This is a genomic window from Diaphorobacter ruginosibacter (assembly GCF_014395975.1).
Lineage (GTDB): Bacteria > Pseudomonadota > Gammaproteobacteria > Burkholderiales > Burkholderiaceae_C > Diaphorobacter_A > Diaphorobacter_A ruginosibacter.
Map to the genome: position 1 here is coordinate 235,671 of NZ_CP060714.1, position 16,019 is coordinate 251,689.

Annotated in this window: 12 protein-coding genes and 1 pseudogene; 5 read left to right on the forward strand and 8 right to left on the reverse strand. The window is 67.4% G+C overall.

What is annotated here, in order from left to right; translation table 11 throughout:
* Positions 1-8: 8 nt before the first annotated feature.
* The 5 genes from H9K76_RS01175 (at position 9) to H9K76_RS01195 (ending at position 4,609) form a co-directional block, all read left to right on the forward strand.
* Positions 9-446, forward strand: coding sequence for an ExbD/TolR family protein (locus tag H9K76_RS01175; protein ID WP_246475236.1), 438 nt, complete (start codon positions 9-11; stop codon positions 444-446).
* The gene (locus H9K76_RS23570; protein ID WP_187597795.1) at positions 443-1,117 is read left to right on the forward strand and encodes an energy transducer TonB; all 675 of its coding nucleotides are present in this window, start codon (positions 443-445) and stop codon (positions 1,115-1,117) included. Before H9K76_RS01175 ends, H9K76_RS23570 begins: the two co-directional genes overlap by 4 nt.
* Before the next feature lie 134 nt (positions 1,118-1,251).
* Complete coding sequence (locus tag H9K76_RS01185) at positions 1,252-2,412, forward strand: NAD(P)/FAD-dependent oxidoreductase (protein WP_187597796.1); 1,161 nt, start codon at positions 1,252-1,254, stop codon at positions 2,410-2,412.
* Between the two features lie 36 nt (positions 2,413-2,448).
* Positions 2,449-3,924, forward strand: coding sequence for a M81 family metallopeptidase (locus tag H9K76_RS01190; protein ID WP_187597797.1), 1,476 nt, complete (start codon positions 2,449-2,451; stop codon positions 3,922-3,924).
* A 25-nt stretch (positions 3,925-3,949) separates the two neighbouring features.
* Positions 3,950-4,609: a helix-turn-helix domain-containing protein gene (locus tag H9K76_RS01195; RefSeq protein ID WP_187597798.1), complete on the forward strand. Its 660-nt coding sequence runs from the start codon at positions 3,950-3,952 to the stop codon at positions 4,607-4,609.
* Between the two features lie 34 nt (positions 4,610-4,643).
* On the opposite strand, the gene H9K76_RS01200 is transcribed toward H9K76_RS01195, so the two are convergent.
* The 8 genes and pseudogenes from H9K76_RS01200 to H9K76_RS01230 all read right to left on the reverse strand — a co-directional run bounded on the left by H9K76_RS01200 (position 4,644) and on the right by H9K76_RS01230 (position 15,912).
* Positions 4,644-5,825, reverse strand: a complete 1,182-nt coding sequence (locus H9K76_RS01200; protein WP_223196269.1) for an alanine racemase — start codon at positions 5,823-5,825, stop codon at positions 4,644-4,646.
* Positions 5,822-6,733 carry an alpha/beta fold hydrolase gene (locus tag H9K76_RS23365; protein ID WP_343066360.1) on the reverse strand — a complete coding sequence of 304 codons (912 nt, stop codon included), beginning with the start codon at positions 6,731-6,733 and terminating at the stop codon, positions 5,822-5,824. Before H9K76_RS23365 ends, H9K76_RS01200 begins: the two co-directional genes overlap by 4 nt.
* A gap of 36 nt (positions 6,734-6,769) precedes the next feature.
* Positions 6,770-8,209, reverse strand: a pseudogene (locus tag H9K76_RS23370) (M81 family metallopeptidase); the annotation flags it as partial.
* Entirely contained in the window at positions 8,206-9,912 is a 1,707-nt protein-coding gene (locus H9K76_RS01210; RefSeq protein WP_187597800.1) for a serine hydrolase domain-containing protein, read from the reverse strand. The pseudogene H9K76_RS23370 and the gene H9K76_RS01210, both read right to left, overlap by 4 nt.
* Before the next feature lie 157 nt (positions 9,913-10,069).
* Positions 10,070-11,437 carry an MFS transporter gene (locus H9K76_RS01215; RefSeq protein ID WP_187597801.1) on the reverse strand — a complete coding sequence of 456 codons (1,368 nt, stop codon included), beginning with the start codon at positions 11,435-11,437 and terminating at the stop codon, positions 10,070-10,072.
* Positions 11,438-11,445: 8 nt separating this feature from the next.
* Positions 11,446-13,752: a TonB-dependent receptor gene (locus H9K76_RS01220; RefSeq protein ID WP_187597802.1), complete on the reverse strand. Its 2,307-nt coding sequence runs from the start codon at positions 13,750-13,752 to the stop codon at positions 11,446-11,448.
* 427 nt (positions 13,753-14,179) lie between these two features.
* On the reverse strand, positions 14,180-14,440 hold the full coding sequence (locus tag H9K76_RS01225) for a hypothetical protein (RefSeq protein WP_187597803.1): 261 nt from the start codon (positions 14,438-14,440) through the stop codon (positions 14,180-14,182).
* Entirely contained in the window at positions 14,392-15,912 is a 1,521-nt protein-coding gene (locus H9K76_RS01230; protein ID WP_187597804.1) for a serine hydrolase domain-containing protein, read from the reverse strand. Before H9K76_RS01230 ends, H9K76_RS01225 begins: the two co-directional genes overlap by 49 nt.
* Between the last annotated feature and the right edge of the window lie 107 nt (positions 15,913-16,019).

The window sequence follows — 16,019 nt, forward strand, 5'->3', positions numbered from 1 at the left end:
GTACAGCCATGCGTACCAGGAAGAAAGCAGGCCGCCGCGAAAGCATGGCGGCCGAGGAGCCCATGATGGACATCAACACCACGCCGCTCATCGACGTGATGCTGGTGTTGCTCATCATGCTGATCATCACGATCCCGATCCAGCTCGACGCGGTGAAGATCAACATGCCCGTCGGAAACCCTCCGCCCAGCGAGATCAAGCCCGAGGTGCTGCGCCTCGAGGTGGATGAGCGCAGCCATGTGCTGTGGAACAGCGAAGTGGTGGACAACCCGGCAGACCTGGAGCGGCGCCTCGCGCAGGTGGCCGCGCAGGCAGAGCAGCCCGAGGTGCACCTGCGCCCCGATGCCAAGGCCCAGTACGCGGTCGTGGCCGGCCTGCTGACGTCTGTGCAACGCGCGGGGCTCACCAAGCTCGGCATCGTCGGCTCGGAGCAGTTCGTACCATGAATCACCTGACAAACGACTTCAAACCCAAGTCACGCTTCGGCCCCGTGGGCATTGCCGTGATGGTGGTCTTCCATCTGCTGGTGGGCTGGGCGCTCGTCGCCGGGCTGGCACGCAAGTCCGAGAAGGCACAGCCCAAGACGATGGATGCGACCATCATCGCCGAGGTGAAGACCCCACCGCCGCCGCCGCCACCACCTCCGCCTCCGCCCCCACCGCCGAAGAAGATCGTGCGCGTGGAGCAGAAGGTGGCAGCGCCGCCGCCCAAGCAGTCCTATGTACCGCCACCGGCCGTGCCTGCACCGGCGAGCGAGGCCCCGGCCATCACCGCGGTGCAGAGCGTGGAGCCCGTGCGTGCGCCCCCGGCGCCGCCGGCTCCCCCCGCACCACCGGCACCGCCTGCGCCGCCCGCCGTGGCGCGTGACGACATTGCGGTGGTGTGCCCGCGGCAGGTGCGTCCGGAGATTCCGCGCAAGGCGCTGAACGATGGCATCAGCGGCATCGTCGTAGCCCAGATTCACATCAAGGGCGGGCGGGTCTCGGATGTCAATTTCGTATCCGGGCCCAAGGTCTACTACTCGTCGGTGCGAAACGCCGTGATGCGCTATGAGTGCAACACGTCCGCGGAAGTGGAAGTGGTGGCGAGGCAGGAGTTCAACTTCCGGATTGAATGAATGAGTGAATGAATGAGCGGCGGGCAGGCCGGCCCGCCGCGACAATTGGCGGGATGCCTTGCCGCTCCTCTCGACCTGCGCGGCAAGGTGTCCCCCTCTTTCTTAAAAAAATGACTTTAGAAAAACCACATACCATGACACCAAATGCCTCCTCTGAAATGGAAGCAGACTTTCTGATCATCGGCGCCGGCATTGCGGGCGCGTCGCTCGCGCACTGGCTTGCACCGCACGGGAAGGTGGTCATGCTCGAGCGCGAGTCGATGCCCGGGTACCACTCCACGGGCCGCTCGGCCGCCCTGTACATGGAGAGCTACGGCACCGAGCAGGTCCGTGTGCTGACGCGTGCAAGCCGCCAGTTCTTCGACCACCCGCCCGAGGGCTTTTCGGACTACCCATTGCTCACGCCACGCGGAGCGATGACGATCAGCAGCCAGGAAAACCTTCCACAGCTTCAGGCGCACTGGGAGGAGCTGTGCCCGCTCGGCACCGACGTGGTGCAGCTCACGGGCGAACAGGCGCGCGAGATGATTCCCGTCCTGCGCGAGGAGCATGTGGCGGCGGCCGTCTACGAGCCCGGCGCGGCCGACATGGACGTGCATGCCATCCACCAGGGCTTTCTGCGCAGCATGCGCCGCACGGGCGGGGTGCTGGTCTGCGACGCCGAGGTCACGGGCATGGCCCGCGACGGGGCCGGTGTGTGGCAGGTCACGGCGGGCGGCCGGAACTACTCGGCACGGGTGGTCGTCAATGCCGCCGGTGCCTGGGGCGATCACATCGCCTCGCTGGCCGGCGTGGCGCCACTGGGGCTGGAGCCCTGCCGCCGCTCGGCCATGGTGTTCGCGCCGCCGCAGGGCATGAATGCCACCCATTGGCCGATGGTGAACGCCATCGACGAAAGCTGGTACATCAAGCCCGACGCCGGCATGTTGCTGGGCTCTCCCGCGAATGCCGATCCGACCAGCGCGCATGATGTGCAGCCGGAGGAATTCGATATCGCCCTTGCCATCCACCGCATCGAGGAGGCCACGACGCTGACCATCCGCCGTCCGGACCGCACCTGGGCCGGCCTGCGCTCCTTCGTCTCCGACGGGGACCTGGTGGGCGGGTTCGATGCGGCCGCGCCGGGCTTCTTCTGGCTCGTCGCGCAGGGCGGGTACGGCATACAGACCTCCGCGGCGATGGGCGAGACCTGTGCGTCGCTGGTCCGGGGGCTGGGCGTGCCCGAGCGGATCGCCGGCTTCGGCCTCACGGCCGACATGCTGTCGCCCGGCAGGGCGTCTCTGGCAAGACGCTGAGCCTCGCCCGACCATCGCAACCAGGGATCCATCGACATGCGCGTATTCACCGCCACACTCGCCGCCGAGATCAACACCTTCGCACCCATGCCCACGGGCCTGGCTTCGTTCAGGGACTTCGGCTACTACCCGGCGGGCACCCATCCCGACCACATGACGATCTACGCGGGCCCGCTCTGGGCCGCGCGCCTGCGCGGTGCGGAAAGGAACTGGCAGCTCTTCGAGGGGGTCGTCGCGGGTGCGCAGCCCAATGGCATCGTCACGCGGCAGGCCTACGAGGCACTGCGCGCCGAGCTGCTGGAGGACCTGCGCCAGGCCCTGCCCCTGGACATGGTGCTGCTCGGGCTGCATGGTGCGATGGTGGCCGATGGCTACGACGACTGCGAGGGCGACGTGCTGGAGCATGTCCGCAGGCTGGTCGGCAAGGACGTGGTGATCGGTGTCGAGATCGACCCGCATTGCCACCTCTCGCCCGCCATGGTGGAGAAGGCCGACATGATCGTTGCGTTCAAGGAGTATCCGCACGACGACATCCTGGAGCGCGGCCTGGAGCTGGTCGATCTCTGCGCGCAGATGGTGGAAGGAAAGATCCGTCCGGCCGCCTCGCTGGTGGACTGCGAGATGATCACCACGATCCACACCACGCGCGAACCTGCCCGGAGCTTCGTCGACCGCATCCAGCGGCTGGAGGGCAAGGAGGGCGTGCTGTCCATCTCGATCGCGCACGGCTTTGCATGGGGGGACGTGCCGGACATGGGAACCAAGGTCCTGGTCTACACCGACGGCCAGCCGGAGAGGGCGCGGTCGCTTGCGCGCGGGCTGGCGGACGAGCTCTTCGCGATGCGCGAGCAACTGGCGGTGCCCGCGCCGGGCATCGACGCCGCGCTGGACGCAGCGCTTGGTTTCGAGGGCGGCCCTGTCGTGCTCTCCGATGGCGCGGACAACCCCGGCGGCGGCGCGGCCAGCGATTCGACCTTCATCCTCCGGCGCATGCTGGAGCGCGGCATCGGCAATGCGGCCATCGGCCCGATCTGGGATCCGATCGCCGTGCGCATCGCATTCGATGCCGGCGAGGGCGCCCGGTTGAAACTGCGCATCGGCGGCAAGATCGGTCCGCTCTCGGGCGATCCGCTCGACCTCGACTGCGAGGTGAAGTGCCTCAAGGAGGGGCTTGTCATGAGCGGCCTGTCCAACACGCCCGACTTCATGGGCGACTGCGCGCTGGTCTCCGCGGGCGGCATCGACATCGTGCTGGCGACCAGCCGCAAGCAGGCCATGGGAACGGACCTCTTCACCCAGCTTGGCTGCGATCTCCGCGAGAGGAAGATCGTGGTGGTGAAGTCCTCGCAGCATTTCTATGCCTCGTTCAGCAAGGTCGCGGCGCACGTCATCTACGTGAGCGCCCCGGGGGTGGTGACGCTGGACCTGGGAACGCTCAGCTACCAGCGGATACGCTGGCCCAGGTGGCCGCTGGTGCAGCCCGTTTCACGGCACGGCGACGCGAGCGCCTGACTGGCGGCAGAATAAAATGGGCTTCATGTCCAAACCCATTGTCAAGACCACGGTCAATAAAGTCTTTGCGCAGGTGCTTTCCGGAACGGCGGGTGGTTCAGCCGTCGGCGGCCCCCATGCCGGCAAGCACGAGGTGGGGGCCAAGATCCGCAAGGCCCGCAAGGAGCGGGATCTCACGCTGCAGCAGGTGGCGGCGCGCAGCGGCCTGGCGGTATCGACCATTTCCAAGGCAGAGCGCGGCCAGATTGCCCTGAGCTACGAGAAGGTGCTGCAACTGGGCAGTGCGCTCGACATCGACATGACCCGCCTGTTCATGTCGGGCGACCCGGTGGACGACCCGAAGGCCGCGCGGCCCACCGTGGTGAAGGACCGCTTTGACGACGTGCAGCGCTACGAGACCGAGCAGTATGAGTACAGCGTGCTCTGCGGTGCCTTTCCCGACAAGAAGATGCAGCCGCTGGTGGCGATGATCAACGCCCGCGAAATGGACGAATTCTCGGAGCCCATCCGGCACGAAGGGCAGGAGTTCGTGATGGTGCTCTCGGGCAAGGTGCGCCTTCTTTTCGAAAGCGGCGAGGTCGTGGACCTCAACAAGCATGAGGCCGCCTATTTCGACAGCGGGGTGGGGCATGTCTACCTGAGCCTCAGCAAGCAGCCCGCGCAGGTGGTGTCGATCTGCACCTGACGTGGGCCGCTCGAGATCGGTTTCAAGGCGGATCTCACGCACCCTCCACCCACCCCCGGGCCTTACCCCAGACGGCGTTCACCCGTTGATCGGTTCCACGCACGACGTGGTACCGGTCATAGGGGGCGGCCGTCATGCACGCGTGATGCGGCAGGATGCGCACGCGGCTGCCGATGGGTAGTGCATCGAACAGGGCCTGCGGCGCGCCATCGGTGGCGAGCAGGCCGTGTTCCTGGTGCACGTCGGCCACGCGCAGCCCGGGCCACGGCGCACCGCCCGTGATGGGGCAGACCAGGCCGAAGCCGAGGTCGTCGCGAAATTCATCGCCGGAGCGGTCCTTGGACAGGGCCAGTGCCCCCGCGTCGATCAGCACGCGTCCCGAGCGGGGGTTGTGGCCGATCACGGTGGCCAGCACCGACAGGGCGATGTCTTCCATGCGGCAGACACCTCGGGCCTGCTGGTCCAGGTCGAAGAACGTGTACACGCCGGGACGCATCTCCGTGACGCCATCGAGCCGGGTGGCGTAGACCGCCGTGGGCGTCGACCCCACGCTGACCACGCTCACCTCCATGCCCTGGCCGCGCAGGCGCTCCGCCGCGCGCACCGCGCCGGCGCGCTCGTCTTCCGCGATCCGTTGAATGGCCTCCAGGCCGGGGGCGTGATAGCTGTGGCCCGCATGGGTCAGCACCCCCAGCAGAGTGAACGCATCGCTCTGCTGGATTGCGCGGGCGATGGTGAGCAACTCCGGGTCGCTGGGCGCGACGCCGCCGCGGCCGCCGCCGGTGTCGATTTCGATCAGCATTGCAAAGCGTGCGCCCAATGCGTCCGCACGGGCCGCGGCCGCACGCACGGCCTCGACCTGGTCGGCGAGCAGCGTGATCTGCGCTCCGTACCGGCGCTGGATGCGGTCCAGCGCCTCGATCTTGCCGGCGCTGATGCCGACGGCATAGGTGAGATCCAGAAACCCCTGTGACGCGAAATAGTCCAGCTCCGCCACGGTGGACACCGTGACGCCGCCGGGCTGGCCGCGTGTCGCGAGCCGCGCCACGCCGGCCGACTTGGAGGTCTTCAGGTGCGGGCGCAGGGCCACGCCATGGCGCGCGGCGCGCTGGGCCATGGCCTCGCAGTTGCGCTCCAGCACCGCGCTGTCCAGAACCAGCGCGGGCGTGGCCACGTCGGCCAGCGTCAGCTCCGTGCTTTCCAATGCCAGGTTCACTGCAGGCCTCCTATCTGCTCCATCAAACGGTCGACCTCATGCGCGACCTGGCTCACGAACGGCGGCATGAACACCAGCGTCATGTGGGCCGAGCCCTCGACCAGCATCTCCCGTCCCCGGGTCGACAGCGCGGCATGGGCCTTCTGATAGCCGGGCCAGCGCTTCTGCACCTCGGCGACGCCCTCCATGCCGGGAGGCAACGGCACGGGCTGGGGCTGCGCCCAGAGCACGGAGAGCGGCCGGTCCCCGAGATCGGGCGATGCGGCCGCCTGGCGGGCCACGTGGCTCAGGCCCCGAAGTTCGGCCACGGACGCATCGACCGATTCCGGGCGGTACGTGGCGATCATCTGCTCGACCACGTGCGGCATGTCGGCGAACAGGGCTTCCATCTGCTGAAGGCCTGCCGGTGGGGGGCCTCCGGCGCGGAACTTGAGCCGGTTCTCGCGCTCGGCGGCGATGTGCTCGACGGGAACATCATCGTAGATCGCGAACTGGTCGGGATGGCTGGCGTCGAGCATCATCAGGCCGACCACCTGCTCGGGGTACAGGCCCGCGTAGACGCGGATCAGCAACCCGCCGAGCGAGTGGCCGAGCAGGACGATCGGGCCGTTCACGCCGGCGGCGGCGAGCAGGGCGTGCAGCCTTCGCGCATTGCGCTCGCCGTCGAATGGCGCGTCGTCCACCTCGCTCCAGCCCATGCCGGCGCGGTCGTAGGTGCAGACCTGGTACTTCGCCGCAAGCGCCTGCTGCAGCCGCGCATAGATCGGCGAAGCCGCACCGCCGCCCGCCTCGATCACCACGGTGGGCAGGGCGGGATCGACGTCCTTGGGACCGCTTCTGTGCAGGTGCATCATGCGTCCGTCGATCAGGTGCAGCTCGCCCGGTGCGGGCAGAAAGCGCGCGTTCATCACCGCGCGCGAGGGGCGCTGCGGCTCCTCCACGCGCGGCCAATAGTCCAGATCGCGCACGCGGTATGGCAGGTTGGCGAAGTCGACGCTCAGGGCGCCGGGCGTGGATGCATACAGCACCTGACTGGCGATGGGCGCGAACTGTCCGTAGAAGTGCTGCGCCGACTTCACGACGATGATCTTCTTGCCAAGCAGGTCGATGCCGAGGCCCGTGAACATGTCGGTGGCCATCACCTGTGATCGCGCACTGGTGAGCACCAGGTCGACGCCGTTGGCGGCCTGTACCCACACGCTCGTGCCCAGCGCCGAGCGCGTGCCCGGTGTGAGCCCGGTCTGCGTGTGCTCATCGACCACGGCCTTCACCGTGACGCGCAGGTCGATCGGATCACCGGAGCTCGGTCCGCACTTTCCGCCAAGACGCAGCTCGAAGCTGGCGCCGACGCCCGCATCGCGGCAGAGGCGCACGGCGCCCAGGTCGTGGAAGCCTCCGAGCGCAACGTCGTGGATGCCGCGATCGAGCACCGCCCGCAGGATGAACGTGCTGTCGCCGGGGCCGCCGCCGCCGGGATTGTCCGAGACGTCTGCGATCACCACGGGGCCGCCTTCCACGGCCAGCGCCTGCTCCAGCGCTTCGCCGATCTCCGGTGTGCTGTTGCGGGTCGCGTGGCGCAACTCCCAGAACTCGCGGCCCAGCTCGTCGGCCAGCGATTCCGCCAGGGCGAGATCGTTGTCCGTCACCACCCACAGCTTCGCGCCCGACTCCGGCACGTCCGACCACGGAAAGCCGTGGCCAAGCGACACGGAGAGCACACCAGGCAGCTGCTCGCATTCCTGCATGCGGCGCACGAAGCCGGCCATGGGCTCGCGCGTGGTGTGCCAGAGGCCGACCATGCGGCAGTCATGCACGGCCGTGGTGGGGCGCACGCGTCCGGCCGCGGCATCGACGACGATGCGCATGAGCTCGTACATGCGATCGAGGGCGTCGGTGTGCGGATACTCCTTGTACGCGATGATCACGTCGGACTGGCTCATCATCCGGTGCGTGAAATGGCAGTGCAGGTCCAGCTCCACGCCGATCGGCACGCCAGGCCCCACGAGAGAGCGCACGCGGGTGATCAGGTCGCCCTCGCAGTCGTCGTAACCATCGGCCACCATCGCGCCGTGCAGGATCAGGAAGACCCCGTCCACCGGGCCGGCCTTGGCGAGGTCCGCCAGGATCTCGTCGCGCAGCGTTTCGTAGACTTCGCGCACGGTGCGGCCGAAGGGCTGGGCGAAGGCCAGGAGGCTCTCGGCCAGTTCATGGCCTTCCTCGGCCAGCCGCTTGCGCATGGCCGCCGCGTACATGCCGTAGCCCGTGGCGTCGCGCGTGCCCGCATCGCCGCGGAAGATGCCGTACTCGTTGAAGGAGCCCCATCCGGTCGGGGCCGTCACGAAGGTGTTGGTTTCGGTGGCCAGCAGGCAGGTGAAGAACTTCATGCGTTGGACTCCTGGCGCACGAAGCGCAGATTGCGCGAACGCGCCGTGTTCATGCGCAGGCCGACGACGCGGCCTGCTTCGCGGTCGAAGCTGAGCACCATCTTGCCCAGCTTGGCGAGCACGGGATCGGTCGAGGTGAGGAGGGCCACGTCCTCCGACACCAGGGTGAGCACGCTCTCGACGAAGCCGTAGCGGCCCTGCACGCGCATGACCAGCTGTTCGTTGCGTGTCTCGATGGTGGCGCTGGCATCCATCGCGGCGCTGAAGAACGTGCCCGACACCTGGGGCGCGAAGCCGGACACCTCGGGGGCAGGCCCGGCGATGCGCTCGAAGCGGCGCGGCTGTCCGCCCTCGGTCACGGCCAGCACATCCGGCGCGCTCTTCGGGTCGATGAGTGCAGCATCCAGCGCGGTGTCGCTGGCCGATATCTCCTGGAGACCCAGCCAGAGGCGGTCGCCCACATGATTCATGGGAATGGCCATCGAGCCTTCCAGCGACATGCCGAGCATGTGCCGGCCCGCCATGTCGACGTCGGCAAAGCCCAGCAGGCTGCCCGTTTCGCGTGCGTAGTAGCGCTGGCCGATGAGGGAGGGGAAATCCGTGGACTGGGCGCGCGGCGCACGCTCCTTGAGGTGTTCCGCGAGCAGCGCCTCGACCACTCCGATGGCCAGGCCGGCGGGATTGACGGGTGCACCGTTGGCCAGGATGACGATGTCGAGTCCATGTGCCGGCACCGTGAGCATCTGCGACGTGGTGCCAAGCGCGGCGCCCGCGTGGTGCACGATCTCCACGCCGCGATACAGATGCCGGGCCAGACCGAATCCGTATTCCACCTTGTCGCCCGAGGCGAGCGTGGTGGGGGCGGACAGGAGACTCCAGCTTTCCGCCTTGCCGACCTTCTTGTCGTCGCTGCGAAGATGCGCCACCCAGCGCAGCATGTCGTCAACGGTGGAGGCGAGCGAGCCGCCGCCGTCGAGTTCGCAGGGGTACAGGCCGCGGGTCCAGCCACCGCCCGGCTTGGGCATGTAGGGCTGGGCGAGGCCTGGGGACACATCGAGGTCGGTGGTGATGGACTCGGTGTCGGGCATGTCCAGCGGAACGAAGAAGCGTTCCTTCAGGAAGTCGTTGTAGCTCTTGCCGCTCACGCGTTCGATGATCCTGGCGAGCATGTGGTAGCCGCCATTGCTGTACATCATCTGCGTTCCGGGAACGAAATTCAGCTCGGTCTGGCGGGCCATCGCGGGCATGCCGGGGCCGGGGTGGGTGAAGGTCAGGCCGTGTGCCAGCGCCCAGAGCTCATCGTGGCCGCGCCAGCCGCTGGTGTGGGTGAGCAGGTGACGCACCGTGACACCCTGAGGCCCGAGGTCGGGCATTTCGGGCAGGTGCTTCTGGACCTTGTCGTCCAGCCCCACCAGCCCATCCTCGACCAGCAGCATGATGCCCATCGCCGTGAAATGCTTGCTCGTGGATGCGATGCGGATGCGCGTCCTGGGCCGGTTGGCCACGCCCATCTCGATGCTTGCCATGCCGACCGCGCGGCGGTACAGCAGCTTGCCGTGCTGTGCCACGGCGACCACCACGCCCGGAGAGTCCGGATGGTTGAACGGCTCGAGGACGGTGTCCAGCAGGGCCAGTGGCTGGGATGCCTGCATGCCGGACGGGGCAGGGGATGCGGTTTGGGGAGGAGCAGTAGTTTCAGACATGGAAGACAGAGGGTTGGGTCAGGAAAGAAGAAGAGGGGTGCGCGGAAGGGAAGGCCTGGCCGCAAGGCCATGGCATTCGTCGGTGCCGGGTCGGGCCTCCGGCGCCTGGGCGGCAGCTCTCGGGCTGCCGCCGGTTGCGAGCGGAACGAGCGCCCGGTCAGGTGATGTGCGCCTCGCGCATCAGCCGCACGAAGGGTCGCTCGGTCACATAGAGCACCACCGCACCCACCAGACCGCCGACCACGGTCGTGCAGACGATGGCCAGCGCGAGGCCGTTGTCCAGATGCTTGAACGCATCGGACAGCACGCCGACCATCAACGGACCGATCACGCCGAAGGGCAGGCCCAGGATCGTGAGCACGGCGATGGTGCGCGAGCGCAGGTGGGGCGGCGCCGCGTCCTGCAGGACGTTGGGCACCGCGACGGCTCCACCGATCAGCGGCGTGACCAACAGGCCGAGAAGCATGAACGCCTGCGTGGAGGTGGTCACGAGCAGCAGCAGCATCGACAGCAGCGCTGCGATGACATTGCCCACCATGACCACGCGCACCGCGGCGGCGGGGCCGACGACGCGCTGCGCATAGCGCACGGCGAAGAAGCCCACGGCGCCGCCCACGATCGTGCCGCAGAGGATGGCGATGCCGATGCCCTGTCCCACCTCCGCGGGCGTGGAGCCGAAGGTGCGCACGGCAAGCACCGGGATCCAGCCCCCGAGCGAACTGAGGCCGATGCCCGCCAGCCCGGTGCCCAGGATCAGTCCGATGAAGGTGCGCCAGTGCGCGAGCATGTGTTCGCGGAAGGTGACCAGGTTCTCGTCCGGTTCGACCTTCGCGACTGCGCGCACGGCCTGCTCGGCCTTGCTGGTGCGCTGGGTCGAGCGGATCGACAGCACCAGCAGGGTCGCGGGAATGCCCACGAGTCCCATGAAGAAGAACGTCAGCCGCCACGACTCGAGCGTCTGCATCGAGACCGGCAGCACGGGCCGCAGGTCATCCATCATCTTGACGATGGAGCCGGCCAGGATCGATCCCAGCGCGGCCCCGAAGATCGTGGAGAGGGCATAGACCGTATTGGCCAGCACGCGCTGGGCGCGCGAGAACAGGTCGGGAATCAGGCTGTTGGTGATCGGTGTGAGGCCCGCCTCGCCGACCCCGAGGCCGATCGATGCGATGAACAGCACGCCATAGGTCTCGGCCGTTCCGCGCAGTCCGGTGGCCGCGCTCCAGAGCACCACGCAGGCGGCCAGGACGACGCGCCGGTCATAGCGGTCGCTCAGCCAGCCCAGCGGCAGGGTCGCCAGCCCGGCAAAGAGGGCCAGGCCGGCGCCCTGCAGCAGTCCGATCTGCGTGTCCGTCAGCGAGAGCGAGATGCGTATCGGCTCCAGCTGGAGGTTGAGGATGAGCTTGTCCACCCCGCCCAGCACCGTCGACATGATCAGCACGGCGAGTGCATACCAGGCGCTGATGGGCGCCTTCCCGTTCGTTGAAAGGGCGACCGGAGCCGCCTCCTGCTTGAAGGCCGACATGGTCATGGTCAGAACGGTACGGTCATGTTCACGCCGATGGTGCGTGGCAGGGTCAGTGCCGCCTCGGTCTGGTACGGGTTCGATGCGGGAGCGAGGCCTGGATCGACCGACACGATGCCGCGCTTGTTGGTGGCGTTGCGCACGTAGGCGGCGAGGCTGAACGACTTGAAGTCCATGCCGGCCTGCAGGTCGACGATGGAGAAGGCCGGCATCCTCACGTTGTTCACCAGCACACTGCCCGGATAGCCGGAGTTGCGCTGGCCCGTGTAGCGCACCGATGCACCCACGTAGGAGTTGTGGTCCGCGAGCTTGAAGAAGTGCGTGACACCCAGGACACCGGAGAAGCGTGCGGTGTCGGGCATCCGGTCGCCGGCCTTGGCGCCCAGGCCCTGCGCATCGTCGAGCAGCTTGCCGTTGATGAGCGAGGTGGACGCGTTCACGTTCCAGGCGGAGTTGGGCCGCCAGTTCAGTGCCAGCTCAGCGCCACGCACGCGCGCCTTGCCCGCGTTGGTGACGAAGGTGAAGTTGCCGCTCTTGATGGGCTGCTGGATGTCGGACCATTCGATGTCGTAGAGCGCACCTTCGATGGAGAGTGTGCGATCCAGCAGGTCGGCCTTGTAGCCCAGCTCGTAGCTCCAGAGCGTGTCGGAGGTGTACATCGGCTTGACGATGTTGCGGTCGGTGTCCGGCTTGAGCGCGTTCGGTCCGCCGGGGCGGTAGCCGCTGGCCGCGCGGAAGTACACGTTGCTGGTCTTGTCCAGCGCATACTTGATCGTGCCCAGGTAGGTCGTGGCGTTGTCCGATGCCGACTCGCCGCCCTGGATGGGCTTGCCGCCCACCAGCAGCCCGTCGCCGGAGTTGGTATAGGACTGGCTGTTGTGGGAAATGCGCACGCCGCCGGTGATCGACAGCGACGGTGTCGCGTTCCACGTCACGTCGCCGTAGGCGGCGGTCTCGCGGTAGCGGCTCGGTGTCGAGGACGTGAGCAGGTTGACCATGTTCGGGCTGCCGGTCACGTTGGCGTTGATGCCGCCGTTGACGGCGCCGCGCTCGCGGTTCAGGTACAGGCCTGCAAGCCATTCGAACTCGATGCCCGACCGCGAGGTCAGGCGGAACTCCTGGCTGACCCGGTTCTGGTCCACGTTGCTGAACAGGGGCACGGTGCTCACCGGCAGGCCCGCGGCCCGCAGCGCGGGCCCATAGAGACCGGTCATGTCCGTGTTGCTGCGGATCTCGGTGTCCTGTGCCGACGTGATCGAGTTCAGGCGTGCCCACCCGAAGTCGTACTCCACATCCGCGCCGATGATGGCCGTGCGGTTGGCGTAGGGCTCGCGTACCGAGAGAAAGCGCTGGCGCTCGCCGATCACCGGGCGCAGCGTGCGCATGTCCAGATCCTCGTAGCCCAGGCCCTTGCGCTTGATGTCCTGCACCGTGCCCGTCAGGCGCACCGTCAGCTCGCGTGTCGGCGTGAGCAGCAGCGAAAGCCGGCCGCCTTCGGTATGGCCGCGATTGACGTTCGACATGGCAGCGGGCCCCACGGCATCGTAGCTGCCGCCGACGCGATCGGTGAAGCCGGCGATGCGCAGGCCTGCGACGTCTTCCTTCAGCGGAATGTTGACCACGCCGCTCAGCGTCATGCCCGGGCCGCCCCCCTGGGTGGCCGAGGCGCCCAGCTTCATGGAGCCGGAGAACTCCGTGGTGTCGGGCTGGTTGGTCACGTACTTGAGCACGCCGCCCATGGCGCCGGCGCCATACAGGGTGCCCTGCGGACCGCGCAGCACCTCGATGTGGTTCAGGTCGAGCAGGCCCATGTCCAGCGGTGTGAAGCCGCCCAGCGCCGCCGATGAGCTCAGGCCCGTGGCGACATCGTCCACGTACACGCCGACGGTGGCCACGGTCTGCGAGGGGCCGGTGGTCAGCCCGCGCATGCTGAGCACGCCGCCCACGGTGCCGCTGCTCGTGAGGTTCACGCCGGGCTGCTCGGCGAGATAGTCGGGCAGCCCCTTGGCGCCGGAGCGCTCCAGTTCCTCGCCCTTCATCAGGTTGACCTGCATCGGCACCTCGCGCACGGGCTCGCGACGGCGCGTGGCGGTGATGGTGATGGCGTCCAGCGTGGGAGGGGTCTGGGCCTTGGCGTCGGTGGTTTCCGTCGAGGCGGCGGCGGGCGATTCGGATGCCGGGGTCTCCTGTGCCTGGGCCTGTGTGGCCTGGCTCATCAATGCGGCGGCCGAGGCGACCAGCAGTGCAAGCTGCCTGGCGCGGGGTGCGGCGGATGGGGAAAACCGGCCAGGCCGGGCTTTGGCAGAACGACTCATGGTGCTGATGTCTCCAGAAAGTTTTTTGAGTGGGGTCGATTCAGTCGCGATGCTACAAATAAATATACGTATTGGCAATTAATTTTCTAATTTGTATAAAAATTTCAGAAATTGATAATTTGCGGCATACAAATCCTCGTGCCGCAATCCGTACAGACCCTGTATTCCGGAGCGGCTTTCCCCTCTGGCGTGCCATTCGAAACCGCAGATCCGACGAAAAGGCATGCCGCAGCCACGCCATGCATGGGGATGGCATGAAATTTCCACATTGTCGAAATTGGAAAAAAAAGACCAGGTCGCCTCCCTCGCGTGGAGGCGCCTGGTCTGAAAGGCGGGGGCAGGCCCCCGCCGCTTCACTCCGCGCGCGGCCGGTCAGCCGGATGCGCGGAACAGGGAACGCTGTAGCGTCTGGTGTGTGGCCGCGTGTTCAGGCCTCGGCCAGGCGCCTGAAGAGAACGTGCCGGGAGCGCAGGCTGCTCACGTGAAAGCCCGTGATGCGGCCGTCGCTCTCGCGCACGAGGCACAGCACGCCGTGCGCCTTGGCGCCGGGAGACAGGTCGCCCTGCAGCGCAAAGATGTCGGGGGACAGCGGCAGGAGCTCCACGGATGGCGTGGCGATCGAGCCGAATGTCTGCAGCTTCAGAAATTGGCGGCCTGCCTCCGTCTCCAGCGTGAGGCATGCATCCACCCCGAGGTCGGCCGCGTGGTAGCGGCCGACCAGTGCGGGCGCGGCCTCTTCCACGCCGGGGGGCGCTCCGGTGATGAGTTCGAGCTGGCTGGCGCAACCCGCCTCGCTGAACCGCAGGTGCCCCGGGGGGCTCCCTCCGTTGCCAACGAGGAGGTTTCGACGACGAAGGGCCCCGCCGCCAGGTCCTCGAACCCGATACGCAGCAGGTCACCTTCATCGCGCAATGCGACAGGCGGACGGCGGAACAGGCTCAGCCCCAGCTGGCCTTCGGGCGTTTCGGCGAACCCGACCACCATGCCGGAGCAGGGATCCCGGTAGCACGAGCCGAGCATGGGCTGGAAGCGCGCGCCTGCCACCCGGGCCTCGGCGGCGGCAAGCGCTGCATCGCCGAGCACGGCGTCGACCACCTTGTTCGCCAGGCTTGGCATGCTGGCCTCGAGTCCATTGGCCATCAGCACGACGTCCAGTTCATGGTCCGGAACGGTCAGCATCTGGCAACTGCCGCCCACCACCGCGCCGGCGTGGTGGATGACCTTGACCCCTCGGTACAGGTGCTGCATCAGGCCCAGGCTGTAGACGGACTGCAGGCCATTGTTCAGTGTCGCCGTCGACAGCATCTGCCGCCAGCTCTCCGCGCTGCCGACCGTCTTCGGGCCACGCAGGTGCGCGAGCCAGCGCAGCATGTCGTCGACCGTCGACACCATGGCTCCCTCGCCAAGGATTTCCTCGGAGGGAAAGACGCCCAGCCGCCAGCCGCCGCCCAGTTCGGCGGGCTGCGGCACATGCAGCGTGGCAAGGCCGCGGTGGATACGGAAGTCGCAGGGCACCGACGCGGTATCGACCATGCCCATCGGTCCGAAGATACGCTCCTGCATGAATTGCTCGAAACGCATGCCGCTCGCGCGCTCGATCGCCAGGGACAGCAGGTGGTAGCCGCCATTGCAGTAGAGCTGGCTTTCGCCGGGCTCGAAGTTCGATTCGGACTGGCGCACCATCGTCGCCAGTCCGGCTCCCCTGGGCTGGACGGCCAGGCCATCCGACAGGGAGCTCAGGTCCACATGGCAGCGATAGCCGCTGGTGTGCGTCATCAACTGGCGCAGGCTAGGGTCGACCGTGCGCTGCGGCAGTTCGGGAAGATAGGTGCGGACCGGGGCATCCACGTCCAGGCGGCCCTCCTCGGCGAGCAGAAGTGCCGCCAGGCAGGTGAAGTGCTTGCTGCTCGAACCGATGCGCATCAGCGTCGCGGGTGTGTTCGCCACCCCTAGGGCCACGTTCGCCAGGCCGAAGCCGCGGCGGTAGACGATGCGGCCGCGTTGGGCCACGCCCACCACCATCCCGGGCGCATCGCTGCGATTGGCAAATGCGAATACTTCGTCCAGCGCGGCCGTCATTGCCGTGGCCTCCGCGGTAGGTTGGGCCGCGTCGAGGCGGGCTGTTGAGGGTTTTGTCTCCGTCTTGCCTAGTTCGCTCATGGGTTGTCCTCGCGTCGTGCGGTATGAGTTTGAAGAGGTACGTCGCACGCGGTGGAATGAATCCTACAATGTTTTTTCCAATTTGGATAATTTTTCTCCAATTCGAT